Source organism: Streptomyces sp. NPDC030862 (assembly GCF_055571835.1).
Genome location: NZ_JBVIEN010000001.1, coordinates 352,188 through 369,223, shown reverse-complemented (window position 1 = coordinate 369,223; position 17,036 = coordinate 352,188). Strand labels below are relative to the sequence as shown.

15 protein-coding genes and 1 pseudogene are annotated in these 17,036 nt (G+C 71.1%); 11 read left to right on the top strand and 5 right to left on the bottom strand.

The genetic code is table 11. The features are described 5' to 3' along the window. Positions 1 to 4: 4 nt before the first annotated feature. From ACZ42X_RS01700 to ACZ42X_RS01690, 3 genes are read right to left on the bottom strand one after another with little or no spacing between them, the layout of a single operon-like run. The gene (locus ACZ42X_RS01700; protein ID WP_468283098.1) at positions 5 to 1,465 is read right to left on the bottom strand and encodes an MmgE/PrpD family protein; all 1,461 of its coding nucleotides are present in this window, start codon (positions 1,463 to 1,465) and stop codon (positions 5 to 7) included. After that, a complete protein-coding gene (locus ACZ42X_RS01695; RefSeq protein ID WP_468283095.1) occupies positions 1,458 to 2,279 on the bottom strand; it encodes a cyclase family protein in 822 nt (273 codons plus the stop codon). Before ACZ42X_RS01695 ends, ACZ42X_RS01700 begins: the two co-directional genes overlap by 8 nt. Continuing rightward, the gene (locus ACZ42X_RS01690; protein WP_468283092.1) at positions 2,276 to 3,472 is read right to left on the bottom strand and encodes a CaiB/BaiF CoA transferase family protein; all 1,197 of its coding nucleotides are present in this window, start codon (positions 3,470 to 3,472) and stop codon (positions 2,276 to 2,278) included. Before ACZ42X_RS01690 ends, ACZ42X_RS01695 begins: the two co-directional genes overlap by 4 nt. A 273-nt stretch (positions 3,473 to 3,745) precedes the next feature. Here ACZ42X_RS01690 and ACZ42X_RS01685 point away from each other — a divergent pair, with 273 nt between their 5' ends. After that, entirely contained in the window at positions 3,746 to 5,197 is a 1,452-nt protein-coding gene (locus ACZ42X_RS01685) for a dihydroorotase (protein ID WP_468283089.1), read from the top strand. A 13-nt stretch (positions 5,198 to 5,210) separates the two neighbouring features. Here the strand turns inward: ACZ42X_RS01685 and ACZ42X_RS01680 are convergent, their stop codons facing one another. Together ACZ42X_RS01680 and ACZ42X_RS01675 are read right to left on the bottom strand one after the other, a co-directional pair. Further along, positions 5,211 to 5,954, bottom strand: a complete 744-nt coding sequence (locus tag ACZ42X_RS01680) for a maleate cis-trans isomerase family protein (protein WP_468283086.1) — start codon at positions 5,952 to 5,954, stop codon at positions 5,211 to 5,213. After that, on the bottom strand, positions 5,951 to 6,529 hold the full coding sequence (locus tag ACZ42X_RS01675; protein WP_468283083.1) for a TetR-like C-terminal domain-containing protein: 579 nt from the start codon (positions 6,527 to 6,529) through the stop codon (positions 5,951 to 5,953). Before ACZ42X_RS01675 ends, ACZ42X_RS01680 begins: the two co-directional genes overlap by 4 nt. An 85-nt stretch (positions 6,530 to 6,614) precedes the next feature. On the opposite strand from ACZ42X_RS01675, the gene ACZ42X_RS01670 reads away from it, so the two are divergent. The 10 genes and pseudogenes from ACZ42X_RS01670 (at position 6,615) to ACZ42X_RS01625 (ending at position 16,949) form a co-directional block, all read left to right on the top strand. Further along, a complete protein-coding gene (locus ACZ42X_RS01670; RefSeq protein ID WP_468283080.1) occupies positions 6,615 to 7,508 on the top strand; it encodes a DUF4437 domain-containing protein in 894 nt (297 codons plus the stop codon). 172 nt (positions 7,509 to 7,680) lie between these two features. Beyond that, the gene (locus tag ACZ42X_RS01665; RefSeq protein WP_468283077.1) at positions 7,681 to 8,055 is read left to right on the top strand and encodes a hypothetical protein; all 375 of its coding nucleotides are present in this window, start codon (positions 7,681 to 7,683) and stop codon (positions 8,053 to 8,055) included. An 11-nt stretch (positions 8,056 to 8,066) separates the two neighbouring features. Continuing rightward, a complete protein-coding gene (locus ACZ42X_RS01660) occupies positions 8,067 to 9,650 on the top strand; it encodes a peptidoglycan-binding protein (RefSeq protein WP_468283074.1) in 1,584 nt (527 codons plus the stop codon). Positions 9,651 to 9,756: 106 nt separating this feature from the next. After that, on the top strand, positions 9,757 to 10,131 hold the full coding sequence (locus ACZ42X_RS01655; RefSeq protein WP_468283071.1) for a protease inhibitor I42 family protein: 375 nt from the start codon (positions 9,757 to 9,759) through the stop codon (positions 10,129 to 10,131). Between the two features lie 46 nt (positions 10,132 to 10,177). After that, positions 10,178 to 10,588: a hypothetical protein gene (locus ACZ42X_RS01650; protein ID WP_468283068.1), complete on the top strand. Its 411-nt coding sequence runs from the start codon at positions 10,178 to 10,180 to the stop codon at positions 10,586 to 10,588. A 223-nt stretch (positions 10,589 to 10,811) separates the two neighbouring features. Further along, entirely contained in the window at positions 10,812 to 12,227 is a 1,416-nt protein-coding gene (locus ACZ42X_RS01645) for a DEAD/DEAH box helicase (RefSeq protein WP_468283065.1), read from the top strand. A gap of 95 nt (positions 12,228 to 12,322) precedes the next feature. Continuing rightward, positions 12,323 to 12,565, top strand: a complete 243-nt coding sequence (locus tag ACZ42X_RS01640) for a DUF5302 domain-containing protein (RefSeq protein WP_468283062.1) — start codon at positions 12,323 to 12,325, stop codon at positions 12,563 to 12,565. A gap of 92 nt (positions 12,566 to 12,657) precedes the next feature. Continuing rightward, positions 12,658 to 13,182, top strand: a complete 525-nt coding sequence (locus ACZ42X_RS01635; protein WP_468283059.1) for a hypothetical protein — start codon at positions 12,658 to 12,660, stop codon at positions 13,180 to 13,182. Between the two features lie 22 nt (positions 13,183 to 13,204). After that, positions 13,205 to 13,330, top strand: a pseudogene (locus tag ACZ42X_RS01630) (transposase); the annotation flags it as partial. A 76-nt stretch (positions 13,331 to 13,406) separates the two neighbouring features. Next, the gene (locus ACZ42X_RS01625) at positions 13,407 to 16,949 is read left to right on the top strand and encodes a hypothetical protein (RefSeq protein ID WP_468284140.1); all 3,543 of its coding nucleotides are present in this window, start codon (positions 13,407 to 13,409) and stop codon (positions 16,947 to 16,949) included. The last annotated feature ends 87 nt before the right edge of the window (positions 16,950 to 17,036 follow it).

The following is a 17,036-nucleotide window of genomic DNA, read 5'->3' as shown; positions in this document are numbered from 1 at the left end:
CCTCTTACCCGGCCCGCCCGCCCCGCGTGGGCAGCAGCCCGCGCAGGTCGCCGCGGTCGGGCAGCGCCCGTATCCGGGCGGCCAGCGCCGTGGCCTCCTCCTCCGGCAGCACGCGTGCCGCGTTGAGCCGGTACTTCGTCTCGAGCTCGTCCAGCGTGAGCGGGTTCCCCGGCCCGCCGCGCGAGGAGCGCACCCGGTGTTCCCAGTGCCGGCCGTCGTACGTCCGTACCCGTAGCACCGCGCCGAAGGACCGGGGGAACTCCTCGTCGCACCGCTCGTCCACGACCACGCCCACCTTCTCCGCCAGCGCCAGGCGCCGCCGGTCCGCGAACGCCTCCGGCGAGAAGTCGTCGAGGTGCAGGCCGAGCCCACCGCCCCCGATCAGCGCGGAGGCGACGGTGTACGGGCCGGAGAACTTCGCGTGGTACGGCGTCGTGGGCCGGACCTTGAGCGCGCGCGGCTCGCCGATGGTCCGCAACGGCGCGGCGGCGATCCCGAGTTCGGCGGACTGCACCGCGTCCGGGTCCAGCCCGGCGGCACGCAGGGCCAGCGCGCAGTCGATCCCCGGGTGGGTGAAGTGGTTCGAGGGATACGGCTTGAACACGGTCCGCGGCAGCTCCCAGGCACCGTCCAGGTCCATCCGGTCCAGGCCCGCGAGGAAGGGTCCCGCGTGCCAGGCGTCGTCCAGATAGGCGCGGAAGAACCCGAAGCGCCCCTCCAGTACGGTGGGCGGCCCGGTGATCCCCTCGGCGGCGAGCTGTGCGGCGCTGACACCGGCGTGTGCCGCCCATCCGCAGTGGACGCGCTTGACGGTCCCGCCCGTGCGGTTCGCCTCGATGATCCCCCCGCCCAGGGAGCACGCGATGCCGAGGGCGTCGGCGAGCCGGTCGCCGCCGAGGCCGTAGAGCAGCCCGGCGGCGACGGCGGCGCCCACGGTCCCGCAGATCGACGTGGCGTGCAGGCCCTTCTCGAAGAACACCGAGTTGCGCAGGGCCGCGTCGTACGAGGCGAGCCCGAGGCGTACGCAGACCTCGCCGCCGGCGGCCACGGCCGCGATCAGCTCGCGGCCCGACGCGCCCGCCGCCTCCCCGGCGGCCAGGGCGGCGGGCACCACGGACGCCGAGGGGTGCAGCACCGACGGCAGGTGCGTGTCGTCGAAGTCGAGCGCGTGGGCGAGCGTGCCGGTGAGCAGAGCGGCCCGGTCGGCGGGCAGCCGCTCGGCCGAGCCGATCACCGAGGCCTCGGGTACGCCGCCGGCCCGCCGCGCCATGCGCCCTACGGCGGCCTGCGCCTCGGACCCCTCGCCCCCTTCCAGCGCGGCGAGGCAGTTGCCGACGGTGTCGAGGATCCGGCCGATGACATCGGCCGTGACGGCGGGCGGCAGCGGCTCGTCCCGGGCCGCGGTGGCGAAGGCGGCGAGCCGGTGGGCGTACGGCACGGCCGGGGTGCCGGTCGCGTCAGCCACGCTCCACCACCGCCAGCGGACGGGCCGGCGCGCCGGTGGCGCCGACCAGCGGGAGCGGGGCCAGCACGAGGAGGAACTCGCCGGCGTCCGCGTCGGCCAGTTCGTACAGGCGCATGGTCTCCACGATGTGGATGCCCGCCTCCACCAGCAGGATCCGGTGGACCGGGAGGGTGGCGTGGCCCTTGCCGGGCGCGATGTGCTCGAACGCGATGGTCTCGCCGCCGACCAGCCGGACGCCCCGCTCGGCCAGCCAGCGCGCGGCTGCGGGCCCCGGCCCGGGAGCCCCGCCGGTCGTGCCCGTGAAGGTGCCGGCGTCGTGCCAGAGCCGTGACCAGCCGGTGCCGACGAGCACGGCGTCACCCGGGCGGACGGCCGCACCCTGGCGGCGCTCGGCGGCGGCGAGTTCGCCGGCCGTCACCTCGTGTCCGGCGGGGAGGACCGGCACGCCGTGCAGCCGCGCGACGTCGAGGAGGACGCCGCGGCCGACGTACGGGGAGAACTCCTCGATGCCCAGCGCGCCGAAGCCCTCGTGGCCCTGGACGTCCTCCGCGCGCTTCCCGCCGTGCAGCCGTCCCTCCTGGGAGACATGGGCGAGCGCGTCGACGTGGGTGCCCACATGGCCGCCCGTGATGATGAGCTCGTTGGCCGCCGAACCGCCGTCCGCGCGCACCATGTCGCCGTGCCGGCGCTCCAGGAGCATCCGGTACGGCGGGTGGTTGGGGGACTGGGGCATGCCACGGCGCATGGGCTGGGCGAGGTCGAACACCTCGGCCCGGGCGGTGCGTTCCCACAGGCGGCTCGTCGGACTGGTCAAATGGCACCTTCCTCACGCAGGGCGGCCAGCTCGTCGGCGCCCAGGCCCAGCCGGCCGGAGAAGACCGCGTCGTTGTCGGCCCCGGGGCGGCGCCCGGTCCAGCGGATGGAACCGGGGGAGTGGGACAGGCGGAACAGGACGTTCTGCATGCGCACCGGTCCCAGCTCCTCGTCCTCGACGGTGGTGAGCGAGTCCAGCGCCCGGTACTGCGGGTCGGCGAAGACGTCGCGGATGTCGTACACGGGCGCCACGGCGGCCTGCGCCTCGCCGAACGCGTCGAGGACGTCCGCGAGGTCCCGGGCCGCGATCCAGTCGCCCACGTACCGGTCGAGGAGGTCGGCGTGCGCGGCCCGGCCCGAACCGGTGGCGAACCACGGCTCGGTGGTCACCTCCGGATGGCCGACCAGGGCCAGCACGCGCTCGGCGACCGACTGCGCGGAGGTGCTGACCGCCACCCACCTGCCGTCGCGCGTGCGGTAGGTGTTGCGCGGGGCGTTGTTCACCGACCGGTTGCCCGTGCGCCGCGGCACGATGCCCAGCTGGTCGTACGCCATCGGCTGCGGCCCGAGCAGCGTCAACAGCGGCTCGATGATGGCCAGGTCGATGACCTGGCCGGGACCGCCGCGCACATCGCGGTGGTACAGCGCCGTCTGTACGGCCCCGGCGAGGGTGAGCGCGGCGACGCCGTCGGCGAGGCCGAAGGGCGGCAGGGTCGGAGGCCCGTCGGGTTCGCCGGTGACGGCGGCGAAACCGCTCATCGACTCGGCGAGGGTGCCGAACCCGGGGCGCCCGGCGTACGGCCCGAACTGGCCGAAGCCGGTCACCCGGGCGACGATGAGCCGGGGGTTCGCCTCGTGCAGGACGTCCGGCCCGAGGCCCCACCGTTCCAGCGTGCCGGGGCGGAAGTTCTCGATCAGGACGTCCGCCCGCGCGGCCAGGCGGCGCAGCAGGGCCGCGCCCGACGGTGTGCCGAGGTCGATGGTGACCGTGTGCTTGTTGCGGGCCAGCGACTTCCACCACAGGCCGACGCCGTCCTTCGCGGGGCCGTGCGTCCGCGCGGGATCGTGCTTGCGCGGGTGCTCGACCTTGACGACGTCCGCGCCGAAGTCGCCCAGGATCGTCGCGGCCAGGGGCCCGGCGAAGAGCGTCGCACAGTCGAGGACCGAGACGCCGCGCAAAGGGCCGTCGGACATGGGCTTTCACCTCCCGGTGCCGTGAGGGAAATCCTGTTCCTCATTGTGGAACGGGAGTGCCGAAGTTAGCATGTGCCGTCACGGCCCGATAGGGGAACGCTGTTCCATTCACCGAAACAGGCTCGGGGGGCTTGGGGCTTCCCCGGCCGACATCGGCATCCAACTCCGGTGTCCGGCTCCGGTGTCCGACATCGGTATCCGCTCCGGCATCCGTCTCCGGAATTCGTCTTCCGTATCGAAGGGGGTGGGGGCTGCTCTCCGCAGCCCCGAGCCATGGCGCGCTACGACCTGCTCATCACGAACGGCACGCTCATCCAGCCCTACGTCGGCGAGGTGCGCGCCGACCTCGCCGTCAAGGACGGCCGCGTCGCCGCCCTGGGGCACGACCTGCCCACCGCCGACGCCGACGAAGTCCTCGACGCCACCGGCCGCGTCGTCCTGCCGGGCGCCGTCGACGCCCACTACCACCTGGGCATCTACCGCGACCTGGCGCTGGACGCGTACGAGGAGACCCGGTCCTCACTCGTCGGCGGCGCCACCACCGTGCTGTCGTACTTCCGCACCGGAGAGCACTACCTCAACCGCACCGGGAGCTACGAGGACATCTTCCCCGAGGTCCTGCGGGCCGTGGCCGGCCGGGCGTTCACCGACTACGGCTTCCACCTCGCCCCGATGACCACCGGCCAGATCGGCGAGATCCCGCGCCTCATCGCCGAGCACGGCGTCACCTCGTTCAAGTACTACATGTTCTACAAGGGCTTCAACCTCGCCTCCAGCTCCCGCGACGCCCAGGCGTTCCGGATGGCCGACGACGGCCAGGAGTACGACCTCGGGCACCTCTTCGAGTTGATGGAAGGCGTCGCGGCAGCCGCCGCCCCAGGCCGCCCGGGCCGCCGCGTCTCCCTCTCCCTCCACTGCGAACAGTCCGAGCTGATGCGGCTGTTCATCGACCGCGTACGCAAGAACGGCGACCCACAGACCCTCGCCGCCTACCACGAGGGCCGCCCGCCGCTCACCGAACGCGTCGCCATCGGCGAGGCCGTCACGCTGGCCCACGCCGCCCGCTGCCCGGTCAACCTGCTCCACCTCTCCGGCGCCGACGCGCTGGACGCCGCGCGCACCGCCCGGCGCGCCCATCCGGGCCTCGACCTACGCACCGAGGTCACCCTCCACCACCTGTGCCTGGACCACGCCTCGCTCGACGCGGCGGGCGCCGGGCTCGGCGCCAAGGTCAACCCGCCCCTGCGCACGCGCCACGACAACGACGCCCTGTGGGCCGGGGTGCTCGACGGTGACGTCGACTGGATCGCCTCCGACCACGCCTGCTGCATGGAGGAGCACAAGGGGGACGACCTGTGGCCCGCCCTGCCCGGGTTCGGCGGCACGGCGCTGCTGTACCCGGTGCTGCTCTCCGAGGGCCACCACCGGCGCGGCCTGCCGCTGCACCGGGTGGCCGAGCTGGTGTCCGCCAACCCGGCACGCGCGTACGGCCTGACCCGCAAGGGCTCCCTGCTGGTGGGCGCCGACGCGGACATCGTCGTGGCCGACCTCGACCGACGGCGGACCGTGTCGGCCGAACTCCTGCTGTCCGGCCAGGACCACTGCCCGTTCGAGGGAGTGGAGCTGCGCGGCTGGCCGGTCACCACCATCGTCGGCGGCCGCGTCGCCTACCGCGACGGCGTCGTGGTGGGCGAGCCCTCGGGCCGGTACGTCCGCCGGGACTGACCCGACGCGTACGTCAGTGCTCACGCAGCAGCGAGCCGGCCCCCTCCACGCGGTCCTCGATGCCGTGCTGGCGCAGCGCGTGCCACAGCGTCGCGCTGTTGATGGCGATCACCGGCTTGCCGAGCTCGGCTTCGAGCGCGTCGGCGAGCGCCACGAACGACAGGTTGGTGCCGACCTGCACGACGGCGTCGACGTCCGGCCCGTCCAGCTCGCCCACCACGCGCCGCAGCCGCTCGTCCGGTACGCGCGCGATGTCCATCGCGGTCGGGCAGCGCAGGCCGGTCACGGCGGTCACGTCGAACCCGGCCTCGGTGAAGAACCGGCCCACCTCCCGGTCCGCCACCGGCTGGTACGGCGAGAACACCGCGATCCGGCGGCACCCCAGCTCCTGCAGGGCCGCCCGGCACGCACTCGCCCCCGTCGTCACGGGCAGGCCCGTACGGTCGCGCAGCCGCCGCTCGAACGCCGCGTTGCCCTCGACCCCACCCCAGAACGTCTCGGCCGACATCCCCATGACCATCCGGTCCGGCTCGGCCGTCAGCACGTCCCGTACCGCGGTGTCGATGGACGCCCTGATCTGGACCAGCAGCGCCTGGAAACCGCGGTCGTCGCCCATCACCGGATCGGGGATGTACATCGACCCGGCGCGGTACGCGACGCCGCGGACGCCCGCGGTCCAGTAATCGTGCTCGACCACGGTGTTGGTGCTGGGGACGACCACTCCGAAGACGGCGCGCGGCCCGACGGCGTTGGTCACCGGTCCGCCCTCCCTTCCGCGCGCACCAGCTTCGCGAGCACCTCGTCCACCGTCCGGTGCGCCCTGGTCCGCCCGGTGGGCCGGTCGAGGAGCAGGGCCTCCACCAGCAGCGGCGACGCGATCGCCGCCACGGCGTCCTCGCGCTCCCGCCGGGTGACCCCGGCGGCGCGCAGCGCGTCGTGGAACGGGGCCAGCAGGTCGCCGACGTACCGGCGCCTCAGCTCGGCCGTCGCCGGGTCGAGGGACGCCGCGGCGATCAGGGCTTGCAGGAACCCCCCGACGGGCTTGTCGCGCAGCCGGTTGCACAGCAGGTCCACCTCGGCGTGCAGATCGGCGGCGAGGTCGCCCGTCGACTCGCGCGGGGGCAGCGGAGCGACGTCGATGAGCGCCGCCAGCACGGCGTACGGAGTGGGCCAGTGCCGGTAGACGGTCGAGCGGGACACCCCCGTCACGGTGTGCAGGCGCTGCGGCGTGAGCGCCGCGGCCCCCTCGGCGAGGAGCAGCTCCAGGGCGGCGGTCAGCACGACCGTCGTGGTGTCGTCGGTGGGCCCCGCGGGCCGGCCGGGTCGCGTCATGAGATTAACGATACACATTGCACCGGGTATTGATAAGCGGTACGTTCCGTATCGGAAACCTCAGTGAGCCACCGGAGGAGGACCCATGCGCCCACACGTGGAGCTCATCGACGAGCGCGACCTGATCTGGCACCCCGCCGAGTTCCAGCACGCGACGGGCACCGCCGAACAGCTCAACCTCAGCTACGACGAGGAGGACGGCTCCGCCTCCCTCAAGGTCCGTTTCACCGGCGACTGGTCGCGGCCCGCCGGCGTCCACCACGCGGACACGGAGTGGTACGTCCTCGCGGGCGAGGTCACGATCGGCGACTCGCTCCTCGGCCCCGAGGGCTACTGGACCGCGCCCGCCGGCGTCCTCACGCCCCCGGTCCGGGCCGCCGCCGGCACCGAGATCCTCCTCTTCCGCGAGTACGGCGACTGGCGCTTCGACCTCGCCGACCGTGATCGGCCGGGGGTGCGCGAGGACCAGAGGCTCGTCGTCCTCCGGACCTCCGACATGCCGTGGATCGACGTCAAGGACGGCAGTCCCATGCGCTTCGACCTCGGCGGCACCCCCGTGCCGGGCCTGTACATCAAGCTCCTGCACCGCGACGAGAAGACCGGCTTCTACACCCGCCTCATCAAGGCCAAGCCGGGCTGGCGCGAAGAACCCCTGGCGCACCACCCGTGCAGCGAGGAGGCGTACTGCCTGGACGGAGCCTTCGAGTACAACTACGGCAAGATGTGGCCCGGCACCTACTTCTGGCGTCCGCCGCTGATCCGCCACGGCGACTTCACGGCCGACGCGGAGAAGGGCTGCACCTGGCTCGTCCGCTCCGACAGCGACCTCGTCGACTGGTACACCGACGACGCACGCGTGGTCATGACCGGAGAGGCGCTCAACTGGGGCCCCGACCACCCCGACACCGCGCCGCCCCGCTTCGTCGAGCCCGTACGCTCCCGCAGCATCGGCCCGTGGGAGGACCCCTCGCGGCAGTGAAGTGGCCCAACCGGGCACCAGCCCCGACGACGGCCACCCCGGACCGGATCCCGGGCGTGCCGTGGGCGTGTTGTGGAGGGGGTGTGTGGGGCGAACGACGTGCGATCGTTCGTATGTACGGTGCGTGTTAGCCTGCCCGCGATCATGATCGTATGCACACGGGGGAGGCACGGTGGTCTCTGACGGCTACCAGGTCAAGGCGGGTATGACCGGCCAGGCCCAGCAACTCGACGACGCCGGTACGGAGATGGACGCCGTCAGCGCGGCCGTCAAGCCGCGCACCACCTACTCGTACGGCAACGTCGGCGGCGAGGACGCCGCGTCGGCGCTGAACGCCTTCGTCAAGGCGTGGGAAGCGGAGGCCAAGACGGTGGCGTCCGCGTTGCACGAGCTCGGCGCCAAGGTGCAGTTGGCCAAGAAGGCCTACCGCGGCTCCGACGGCCTGGTGCAGACGCGGGTGGACGGCGTCCCCGCCGGCGGCACGAGCGGCCTCACCGACACGTCGACCCAGGGCGAGCGGCGTTCCTCGGCCCTCTCGAGCTACTGAGGGGCTGGCCGGTGTCCTTTTTCTCCTCCCCCTTCGACTCCCCGTCCTTCCGCCTCGACTGGCTGGCCGGGCTGTCCAAGAAGATGCTCGGTGTCGAAAGCAAGAACGAGCTCCTCGACCTGATCGACAACGCCCTCTCGGTGCCCGAACCGGGCGGCGACCGAGCCCTGCTGGAGGGCGTGGCGAGGCTCTACCGCAGCCAGGTCGACCCGGTGGGCACCGTCTTCGACAGGGTCGACCGGGTGGCACGCAAGGGCCTCCCGGAGGTGTGGGTCGGTGACACGAGCGTCCTCGCCTCCGACGCGGTGAACGCCACCGGGCGGTCCGTGACCCAGATGACCGAGGCGTTCAACGGCTGCGCCACGACCCTGTTGACGCTGGCCGACGCGATCGACGAAGCGCAGCGCAAGGACCAGGAGGGCCGCGGACAGCTGTTGGAGCAGAAGAAGATGCTCGGCGGCAGGGACGGCTTCTTCGACGACCTGCACGAGGACGACGAGGAGGAGTGGGACCGTCTGAACGCCGCCCACTTCGGCTCCTACGCGGTCGACATGATGCACGCCGCCGTCTCCCAGGCGCAGGAGGCCACCCGCAACGCGGCCCGCGAGCTGAACAAGTGGGCCGCCGAAGCGCGGGCCGGCAAGATGGGGACCAGCGAACTCACCGCCGTCGACAAGATCATGCTCGCCGACACCGGCGTCGCGGGCGCCCACACCGAGCTGAACGAGATCCTCACGCCCAGCGACCTGGCGCGCGCGTCGACCCGGATGGACCAGCTGAGCCTGGACGACGCGACGGCCATGGACCGGATGCTGGCGAAGTCGAACAGTCCGGAGGAACGGGCCTACCTGATGAAGGCCCTGGCCGCCGGGCACAGCGTCACCGAGATCGGGAAGTTCCAGGACAAGATCCACGGCAAGGACCCCGAGTGGATGCGCCGGCACCTCTCTCCGGTGGTCACCGGCGCGGACAGCATGAAGGACAGGGGCCTGGAGCAGGATGGCTCGAACGTCAACAAGGAACAGGTGACGTTCAACGGCCAGGGGTGGATCCAGGGCGGCGACGGCTCCGAGGGCACCTGCGTGGCCTCCTCCACCGTCACGTCCCGCGCCATGGTCGACCCGGTGTACGCGCTCCAGCTCACCGGCGGCCCCGACGGGCAGCAGGACGACCCCGTCGCTTTCAGGCAGCGCCTCGTGGCCGAACAGCACCGCCTGCACACCGAGGGCGAAGGCGGCGAGAAGTGGACCGGCATGGGCCCCGAGGGGCAGGAACGGATCAACGACACCCACGTCGGCAGTGCCACCGGCACCGACTACCAGCGCCAGGACCTGAACAACGCCGCCGACCGCCGGGCGGTCCTCACCGAGGTCGAGAAGTCGGTGGCCGAGGGGCGGCCGGTGCCGGTCGACGTCTCGGGCAAGGACGGCGCCCACGCCATGACCATCATCGCCCACGAGGGTGACATGCTGCAGGTGTACAACCCCTGGGGCACGACCACCTGGGTCAGCGAGTACGACTTCATCAACGGCAACATGGGCAAGGCTTCCAGCAGTGATCTCCCCAACGCGTACAGTGTCTACCTTCCGCGCTAGCCGGGGCGTTGCCGCGATCGCGGCGGCCGCGCTCCTGGCTCTCGCTTCGGGCTGCGGCCCGGGCGCCGACAACCCCGGTGGCTCTCCTCATACCGTGAGCCACCCGGTGGAAGACACCAGCATCAGCGCCAAGCCGGGTGAGCGCTTCACGCTCACCGTCCACGAGAACGTCTCCACCCGCGAGTACTGGTACCTGGTCGACCCCCTGCCCGACAGCTCGGTGCTCGTCAGCAGCGACCGGGAGTACGTGGCGGACTCCGGCCGCGGGGCCGGTGGCGGCGGCCGGCTCACCTTCACCTTCGAGGCCAAGGCCAAGGGCACCACGCACTTCACGCTGCTGCACTGCACCTTCACCACCTGCAAGGGCAACACCTCCAGCCTGCCCCCCAAGGCGACCGGGCCCTCCGCCACCCCGACCACGGGGACGGCAACCCCCTCCCCGGCGCCCGAGCGCATCACTTACACCGTCACCGTCGGCTGAGCCACGGCGGACCAGCCCGACGCGACGAGACACCCGAGGTCCCACCATGAACGACCCGTATCCACCCGAGCTCACGGACGACGAGCTGGCCGAGCTCGACATCACCGTCCTGCTGCGTTACGGCCTCACCGCCGAGCCCGGCCCCCGCCGCACCGCCCTGTTCGGCGACGGCGCCGCAGCCGCAGCCGTCCTCCTCGACCGCCTCGCCACCGAGCCGCGGTCGGTCGCCTTCCTCGCCGACACCGTCCGCGCCGGTGGCCTCACCCACGCCGTGGAGCTCCCCGAGCCCTTGCCCCGCCCGGAGGCGGCCGCCCTCGTACGGGAATGGCTGCAGGCCGGCACCGAGATCACGGGCGGAACCACCGCCGACGACACCGCGGCCACCTGGCTGCGCGCTGTCGCGACCCTCATCGAACAGAAGCAGCGGACGCGGGCGCGCGACCGCGGCACGTGGTGAGCGCACGCCTTCGACCCGGTCCACGGCAGGGCCTGTCGGGCCACTGGGGCGCCCGGCCGGACCCCGGACGACCGGTATCACGGCCCGCGTTCTGCCTTGTGTTAGGGTCATACGTTTGCGTGGTCGTCGCGGTGGGCGCTTCTCGCTGTTCGGTTCGGCTTGCGCGCGGGCTGTTCCCTCCTGCCGGGCCTTCCCCGGTACGTTCCCCAGCGGAAGGCTGTACATGAAGCACCCCGACGATTCCGGCATCGCCCACGGCGGCCCCGCCCGGCCCGAGGCCACGGCCCCGGCGCCGCCCGCGGCCGTCTCCTTCGCGGGTCTGGAACTGCCGGCGGAGGTGCAGCGGACACTGAGCGAGCTCGGGGTGCGCGAACCCTTCCCGATCCAGGCCGCCACCCTGCCCGATGCCCTGAAGGGGCGCGATGTCCTGGGGCGCGGCCGCACCGGATCGGGCAAGACCCTCGCCTTCGGCCTGCCGCTGCTGACACGTACGGCCGGGCGGCGTGCCGAACCCAAGCAGCCCCTCGCCCTGATCCTCGTGCCCACCCGGGAGCTGGCCCAGCAGGTCACCCAGGCACTGACGCCGTACGCCGAGGCACTGCGGCTGCGGATGGCCACAGTCGTCGGCGGCGTCTCGATCGGCCGGCAGGTCGCCGCACTGCGCCAGGGCGCGGAGGTGGTCGTCGCCACCCCCGGACGCCTGCACGACCTGATCGAGCGCAACGCCTGCCGCCTGGGACGGGTGAGGATCACCGTCCTGGACGAGGCCGACCAGATGTGCGACCTGGGATTCCTGCCGCAGGTCGTCGACCTGCTCGACCAGGTACACCCCGACGGCCAGCGGATGCTGTTCTCGGCCACCCTGGACCGCGACGTCGATCAGCTGGTCCGCCGCTACCTCCACGACCCCGTCGTCCACTCGGTCGACCCCTCCGCGAGCACGGTCTCGACGATGGAACACCACGTCCTGGTCGTGCACGGCCCCGACCGCTACGCCGTCACCACGGAGATCGCCGCCCGTGACGGCCGCGTCCTGATGTTCCTCGACACCAAGCACGCCGTCGACCAGCTCACCCGGCACCTGCGGGCCAACGGGGTGCACGCCGGGGCCCTGCACAGCGGCAAGTCCCAGCCGCAGCGCACACGGACCCTGGCACAGTTCAAGAACGGCCAGATCACCGTCCTGGTGGCGACCAACGTCGCGGCCCGCGGCCTGCACGTCGACGACCTCGACCTCGTGGTCAACGTCGACCCGCCCACCGACCCCAAGGACTACGTGCACCGGGCCGGCCGCACCGCCCGCGCCGGTGAGTCCGGCAGCGTGGTCACACTCGTGCTGTCGGGCCAGCGCCGCGAGACGAGCCGCGTCATGGCCGAGGCCGGCATCGCGCCGACCGTCACCAAGGTGCGCTCGGGCGAGGCGGAACTGAGCCGGATCACCGGCGCCAAGGCTCCCTCCGGCACCCCGCTCGACGGCGCGCCCGCCGCCCCCCGCCCCAAGAACGGCAACGCTCCCTTCCGCGGCCTCGGCACCAGCAAGGACGCCTCCCGCGCCGCGGGTGGCAAGTCCCGCAAGGCCGGCGAGGCCCGCAAGCTGGCCGAGGCCCGCAAGGCGGCCCTCGTGCGTCGCAACGGCTGAGAGCCGTCGGACTGTCTCCGATGCCGTTGCCGGCGCTCCCACTGCGCCCGGCATGACAAGCTGTGCTTGCCCACCCCCGAACCCAGGAGGTCACCATGACCGCAGAGCCCGTTACTACCGAAGGTTCGGAGCCGGCTGCCCCCGAGACGTCCCCGCTGGCGCCGGACAGCGACGGTACGTACGACCTCAAGCGCAAGTTCCGCGAAGCCCTGGCGCGCAAGCGCGGTGCGCAGGCGGACGCGGCGGATGTCGCCGCCAACCGGGATGCCTCGAAGGTGCGCGCGGCGCACGGCCCCGCCGCGAGCCAGCGGTCGTTCAGGCGCAAGAGCGGCGGCTGAGCCGACCGGTCCCGGGCTCCGGCCCCTGCGCCGGCCCTCTGAGCGCTACCCGCTCGCGCCCGGCGCAGTGGCCCGCCACGTGCACACCTGTCATGGCCGATGCGACGATTCATCGGCCAGCAGGAAGCCACGAGCGGGGGCGAAGGCCGATGGAGTACGTCAATCTCGACGCGCAGGTCGGCGACCTGTCAGGGGTCTTGGACCCGGCTCGCTACCTGAAGCATCTGCCCTTGATCTCTGGTGATCTGCCGCCGGGTGCCCGGTCCTTCGCCACTGATACGGATCACTACGACTTCCGCAGCAGGCGATGTGTGAAGGACCTGACGCTTCGGGCCGTCCGGGGTGCCGGTGGTGAGGAGGTCGAGGTCGAGTTCCAGCACAACTGCTGGAAGCACGACCAAGACCTCGTCATCCGCTACACAGGGGTGTCCAACTTCATCATCGATCCCGCCGACGAGGGCCGCGGGACCAACCTCGGGGCTGTGATGCTCGACGAGATCCTGCCGCACCAAGACGGCTGCACCCACGAGATCGCCTGCTGGGACGGCACACTCACCATTGTCTGCCGTGACCTCCGGGCGACGTGGGCTGAGACCGACTGCTCAAGCGAGGCGTAGGCGCGACAGGTCGTAGGCGTCGTTGAGCGGCTTGCTGGAAGCGCCGTCGCGGCCCTCAGGGGGTGGTCGACGTCGGCACGGCGACCGAGAGGTCCTGGCGGCGATCGTGTTCGTGGCTACGTCGGGCTGCACATGGCAGCAACTGCCGACAGTGTCGTTTCACCGTGGTGGTCCATTACCGTTACTCGCCCGTGACGGTACGGCGATGCCTAATATGTGGGGTTGTGAACCTTCCAGCGCGCGTTCGGCAGGCTCTCAACGAGGCTGTCCATCCGACGGAGTTCGAGCGGTGTGCCTGTGCCCTGTTGCAGTCCCGGTATCCGGGGCTGTCGGCGGTCGAGGGCGGCCACGACTTCGGCCGTGACGCAGATATCTACTTCCCTTCCGGCGGCACAGACTCTCAGGCACGGGGACGTCTTATGGTCACTACCGGTGATCCGGTAGCCAACGTGCGCAACGGTCTGCGGCGAATGCAGCAGGAAGGCTTGCGGGTCGACCTCGTGGTGGTGGCTTGTTCACAGCCCGTCAATGCCCGTACGCGCGAAGCCCTCTACACGCTGTGCTCCGACCGGGGACTACCTCCTGCGCATGTCTACGGCCAGGACTGGTTTGTTCGCGAGCTGGTACAGGACGCAGCCTGGCGCAGAAGTCTGCTGGGGATCGAGGGCCGTCTGGGTGCCCTACTCGAAGCGCCCTTGGACACGCCGATGGGTATATGCCTGCCCCCGCTGGTGGGCAGGCAGGAGGAGGTCGATGCCCTGTCTGCCGCGGTCGACGCCGGCCGTGACGTGGTGGTCGTCGGAGTCCCGGGAGTGGGGAAGACACGGCTGACCGGTCAGTTGGGTGATCGAGCTTTGTACTTCGAGCCCACGGCGCTGGGCTATTTGCATGACGACCTGCAGCTGACGACGCCGGAAGCAGTGGTCGTGGACGATGCGCATGTTCGCCCTGATGCGGTACGTGCCCTCAGGCACGCGCGTCGACAGACGGGTTTGGCGTTCTCCGTCGTGACGACGACCTGGCCGGACCAGCTTGACGAGGTACGAGGATGGCTGCCTGAAGCGGTAGTCGTCGACGTGGGCCTCCTTGAACGGGCGGAGATGAACGTCCTGGTGACGTCCGCAGGAGTCACCGGGCACCGTTCCCGGACCGCCGTACTCGATCAGGCGGACGGCAGACCGGGCTGGGCGCTGGTGCTGTGCGAGTCGCTGGCCCGCGGCCAAGGCCGGGACGTCTTCAGTGGTAGGGCGCATGTGGCACACGTCGAGAGGTATCTGCGCGAGGTGACCTCCTCGCACACGGTGCTGGATGCGCTCGCCTGCGTGGCAGCACTGGGGGGCGCATCGCCGGAGACGCTGTACGCACTCGCACCCTTGGTTGGGGTGGCTCCGGCTGAGCTCTCGGGCATGGTTGAGGGTCTTGCGCACAACGGCTTGGTGGAGTGCCGCGACGACATCTGGCACTTGCAGCCGGTCCTGCGAGCGGCCTTGGTGGCACGCTGGTTCTTCACCACACCAGTTCGACGACCGTGGGCCACGCTGGCGGCAGCCTTCCCCGACCATGCACTGAGCCTGGCGTCGGCGGTGATGTCCGCGGCTGAAGTGTCTTCTTCCCAACGGGCACGGGACCAGGCTGAGACATGGGTCCGATCGCTGCCGGCCGCCACGTCCTGGGACACCAGCACTTTCGCCGTGGTCGCACAGTACGCACGTCTGGACGCCTCTGCAGCCGAGTTCGCCACCAACGCGGCCTTGGTCGTCCTGGCGGCTCCCCGGGAACCGGACCAGGCATACGGGATAGCTGTCGACCCCATCGGTGACGCAGCGGTCGGCCAACTGATCCAAAGCGCACGCCAGTTCCTACTACCTGAAGCGATCAAGGGCCTGCTGGCCTTGGCCGTGGGTGACAGGCGACGCCGCAACTCCACCCCGGATCATCCGCTGCGGGTGCTCGGCGACTTGGCGGGTGTCATCGATCCCGACTTCGGCACGTCCCTCGACATCCGCAGGCGTCTGCTGGGTGCTGTGCTCGACTGGATCCGCAACTGCTGCAGAACCGAAGAACAGTGGTGCGTGGCCACCGAAGCTTTGGCCGGCATCTTCAGCGTCGAGGTGTCAGGGAACTGGCAGGACCCCGGCGCGCTGAACACGGTCACCATCGCCAACGGCATCGATGCCGCTGACAATCTATTCGGCCTGCTCCGCTTGTGGGAGCAAGTAGTACTGCTCTTGACCAGCGATGCGTCCGGCGGCGACAGAGTGCCCTGTCCGCCCCACGCGCTGATAGCCCTGCTGGACATGGCGCTGGGATGGATCCGTCTTGGCCTCGGCGTCGCCCTCAAGGGCCAGACTCCCTCGACCAAGCAGATGCAGTACGGTGCCGAGGGAGGCCGCCGTATCCTGGACACCCTCCACCCGCTCCTGCAGCGCAGTGCTGGCACAGCGCTGCGTGCCCACCGAGAACTCGCCCACATCCGTAACCGCGCCCGCGCGGCAGGGTATGAGCTGCCCGTCTTCGACATCGAGCCGGACCTGCAGTCCTTCTGCGAATGGGGAGGCATCGACTTCACAGACGACTACGAGACCGCCGCTGAGCAGGTTTCCTCCCACGCCGCAGCCTTGGCGACAAAGCTGGCGGAACTGGGTCCTGCCGCAGGAGTGGTCCGCTTCGATGAACTGGCGGAACAGGCACGCCTGGTCGGCGACCACACCGGTCATCTGACGGCCGTCCGCCTGGGCGAACTGATGGCTGACCCGGCTGCGTGGTACCGAGAGGCGGCCGCGTCGGGATGCAGGACGCTGCTGAGTGTCGCCTTGACGCGATGGCTCAGTACGGACCCCGACGCAGTGCCGTTGGCCGTGTTGCGTGCAGCCCTGGACGACGCTCGCACTCGGCCGGCTGCCATCAGTGCGGTCCTTGTGCGCGGCGTGGTGGACCGGACGGGGGAGCTGGTGATCGAGTCGATGCGAGCCGAGGACGCGGTTCGTCTAGACATGCTTTTCCACCGCGAGGCGGATGACGTCATGCATCGGCTGCTCGTCCATGCCGAACCTGCCATCGCCGCGAGCGCAGCGGTCAGCTTCGGCATGGGCGCACGGCACGGACCCACCCTGCCCCCTGACTGGCAGGCTGCGTGGCGCACCGCCATTCACAGGATGCGCATCGATCACCTAGCGCAGCACAACCAGTGGAGAGCCGGCCAGGTACTCGCCTACATCGCCGAGCATGACGCCGACACCTTCGAAGGGTGGTTCTGCCGACGGCTGCAGGACGTGACCGACCAGGGCTGGTATGCCTCACCTCTTCCTCATAATGATGATGGCATCCTGGCCCGCCTGCCCCGCCCGCACCGGCTACGGCTGGCCTCTCGGTGCATCGGTCTGCCTCGCATCGGCCCCAGTGCCCTGATCCATCTCGTCAACTCGGACATCGAGCTGGCCCGGCAACTGCTCGACGAGTACGCCGTCACCCCTGACAAGCTGGTGGAGGCCCTAGCCGGACAGCGCAACACAGCCTTGGAACAGATCGGTCCGCTTCTACTGGAGCGGGGGGTGCGCGCGGAGAAGATCGCTGCGGCCGCTGGCTGGTACGACACCTGGTGGGGAGATCGCTCACGCGTGCACTCCGAGCTTCTTGAATACTTCACCGCCCTCGCCGATCGTGTCCCAGTGCTGCAGGCGGTGGCAGCAGCGGGCCGCTCACAGCAGCGGGAGCTGCTCCGTGAGGCTGAAGAGCAGGAACGCGCAGCGCGCGTCCGCGGCCGGTGACCACAGAGCGTGGGGCGCCGGCCAGCGGCCCTGACACAACCGGGAGCGCGGCCGTGTACAGAGCCGATCCGACACGCCCTGGGGCCG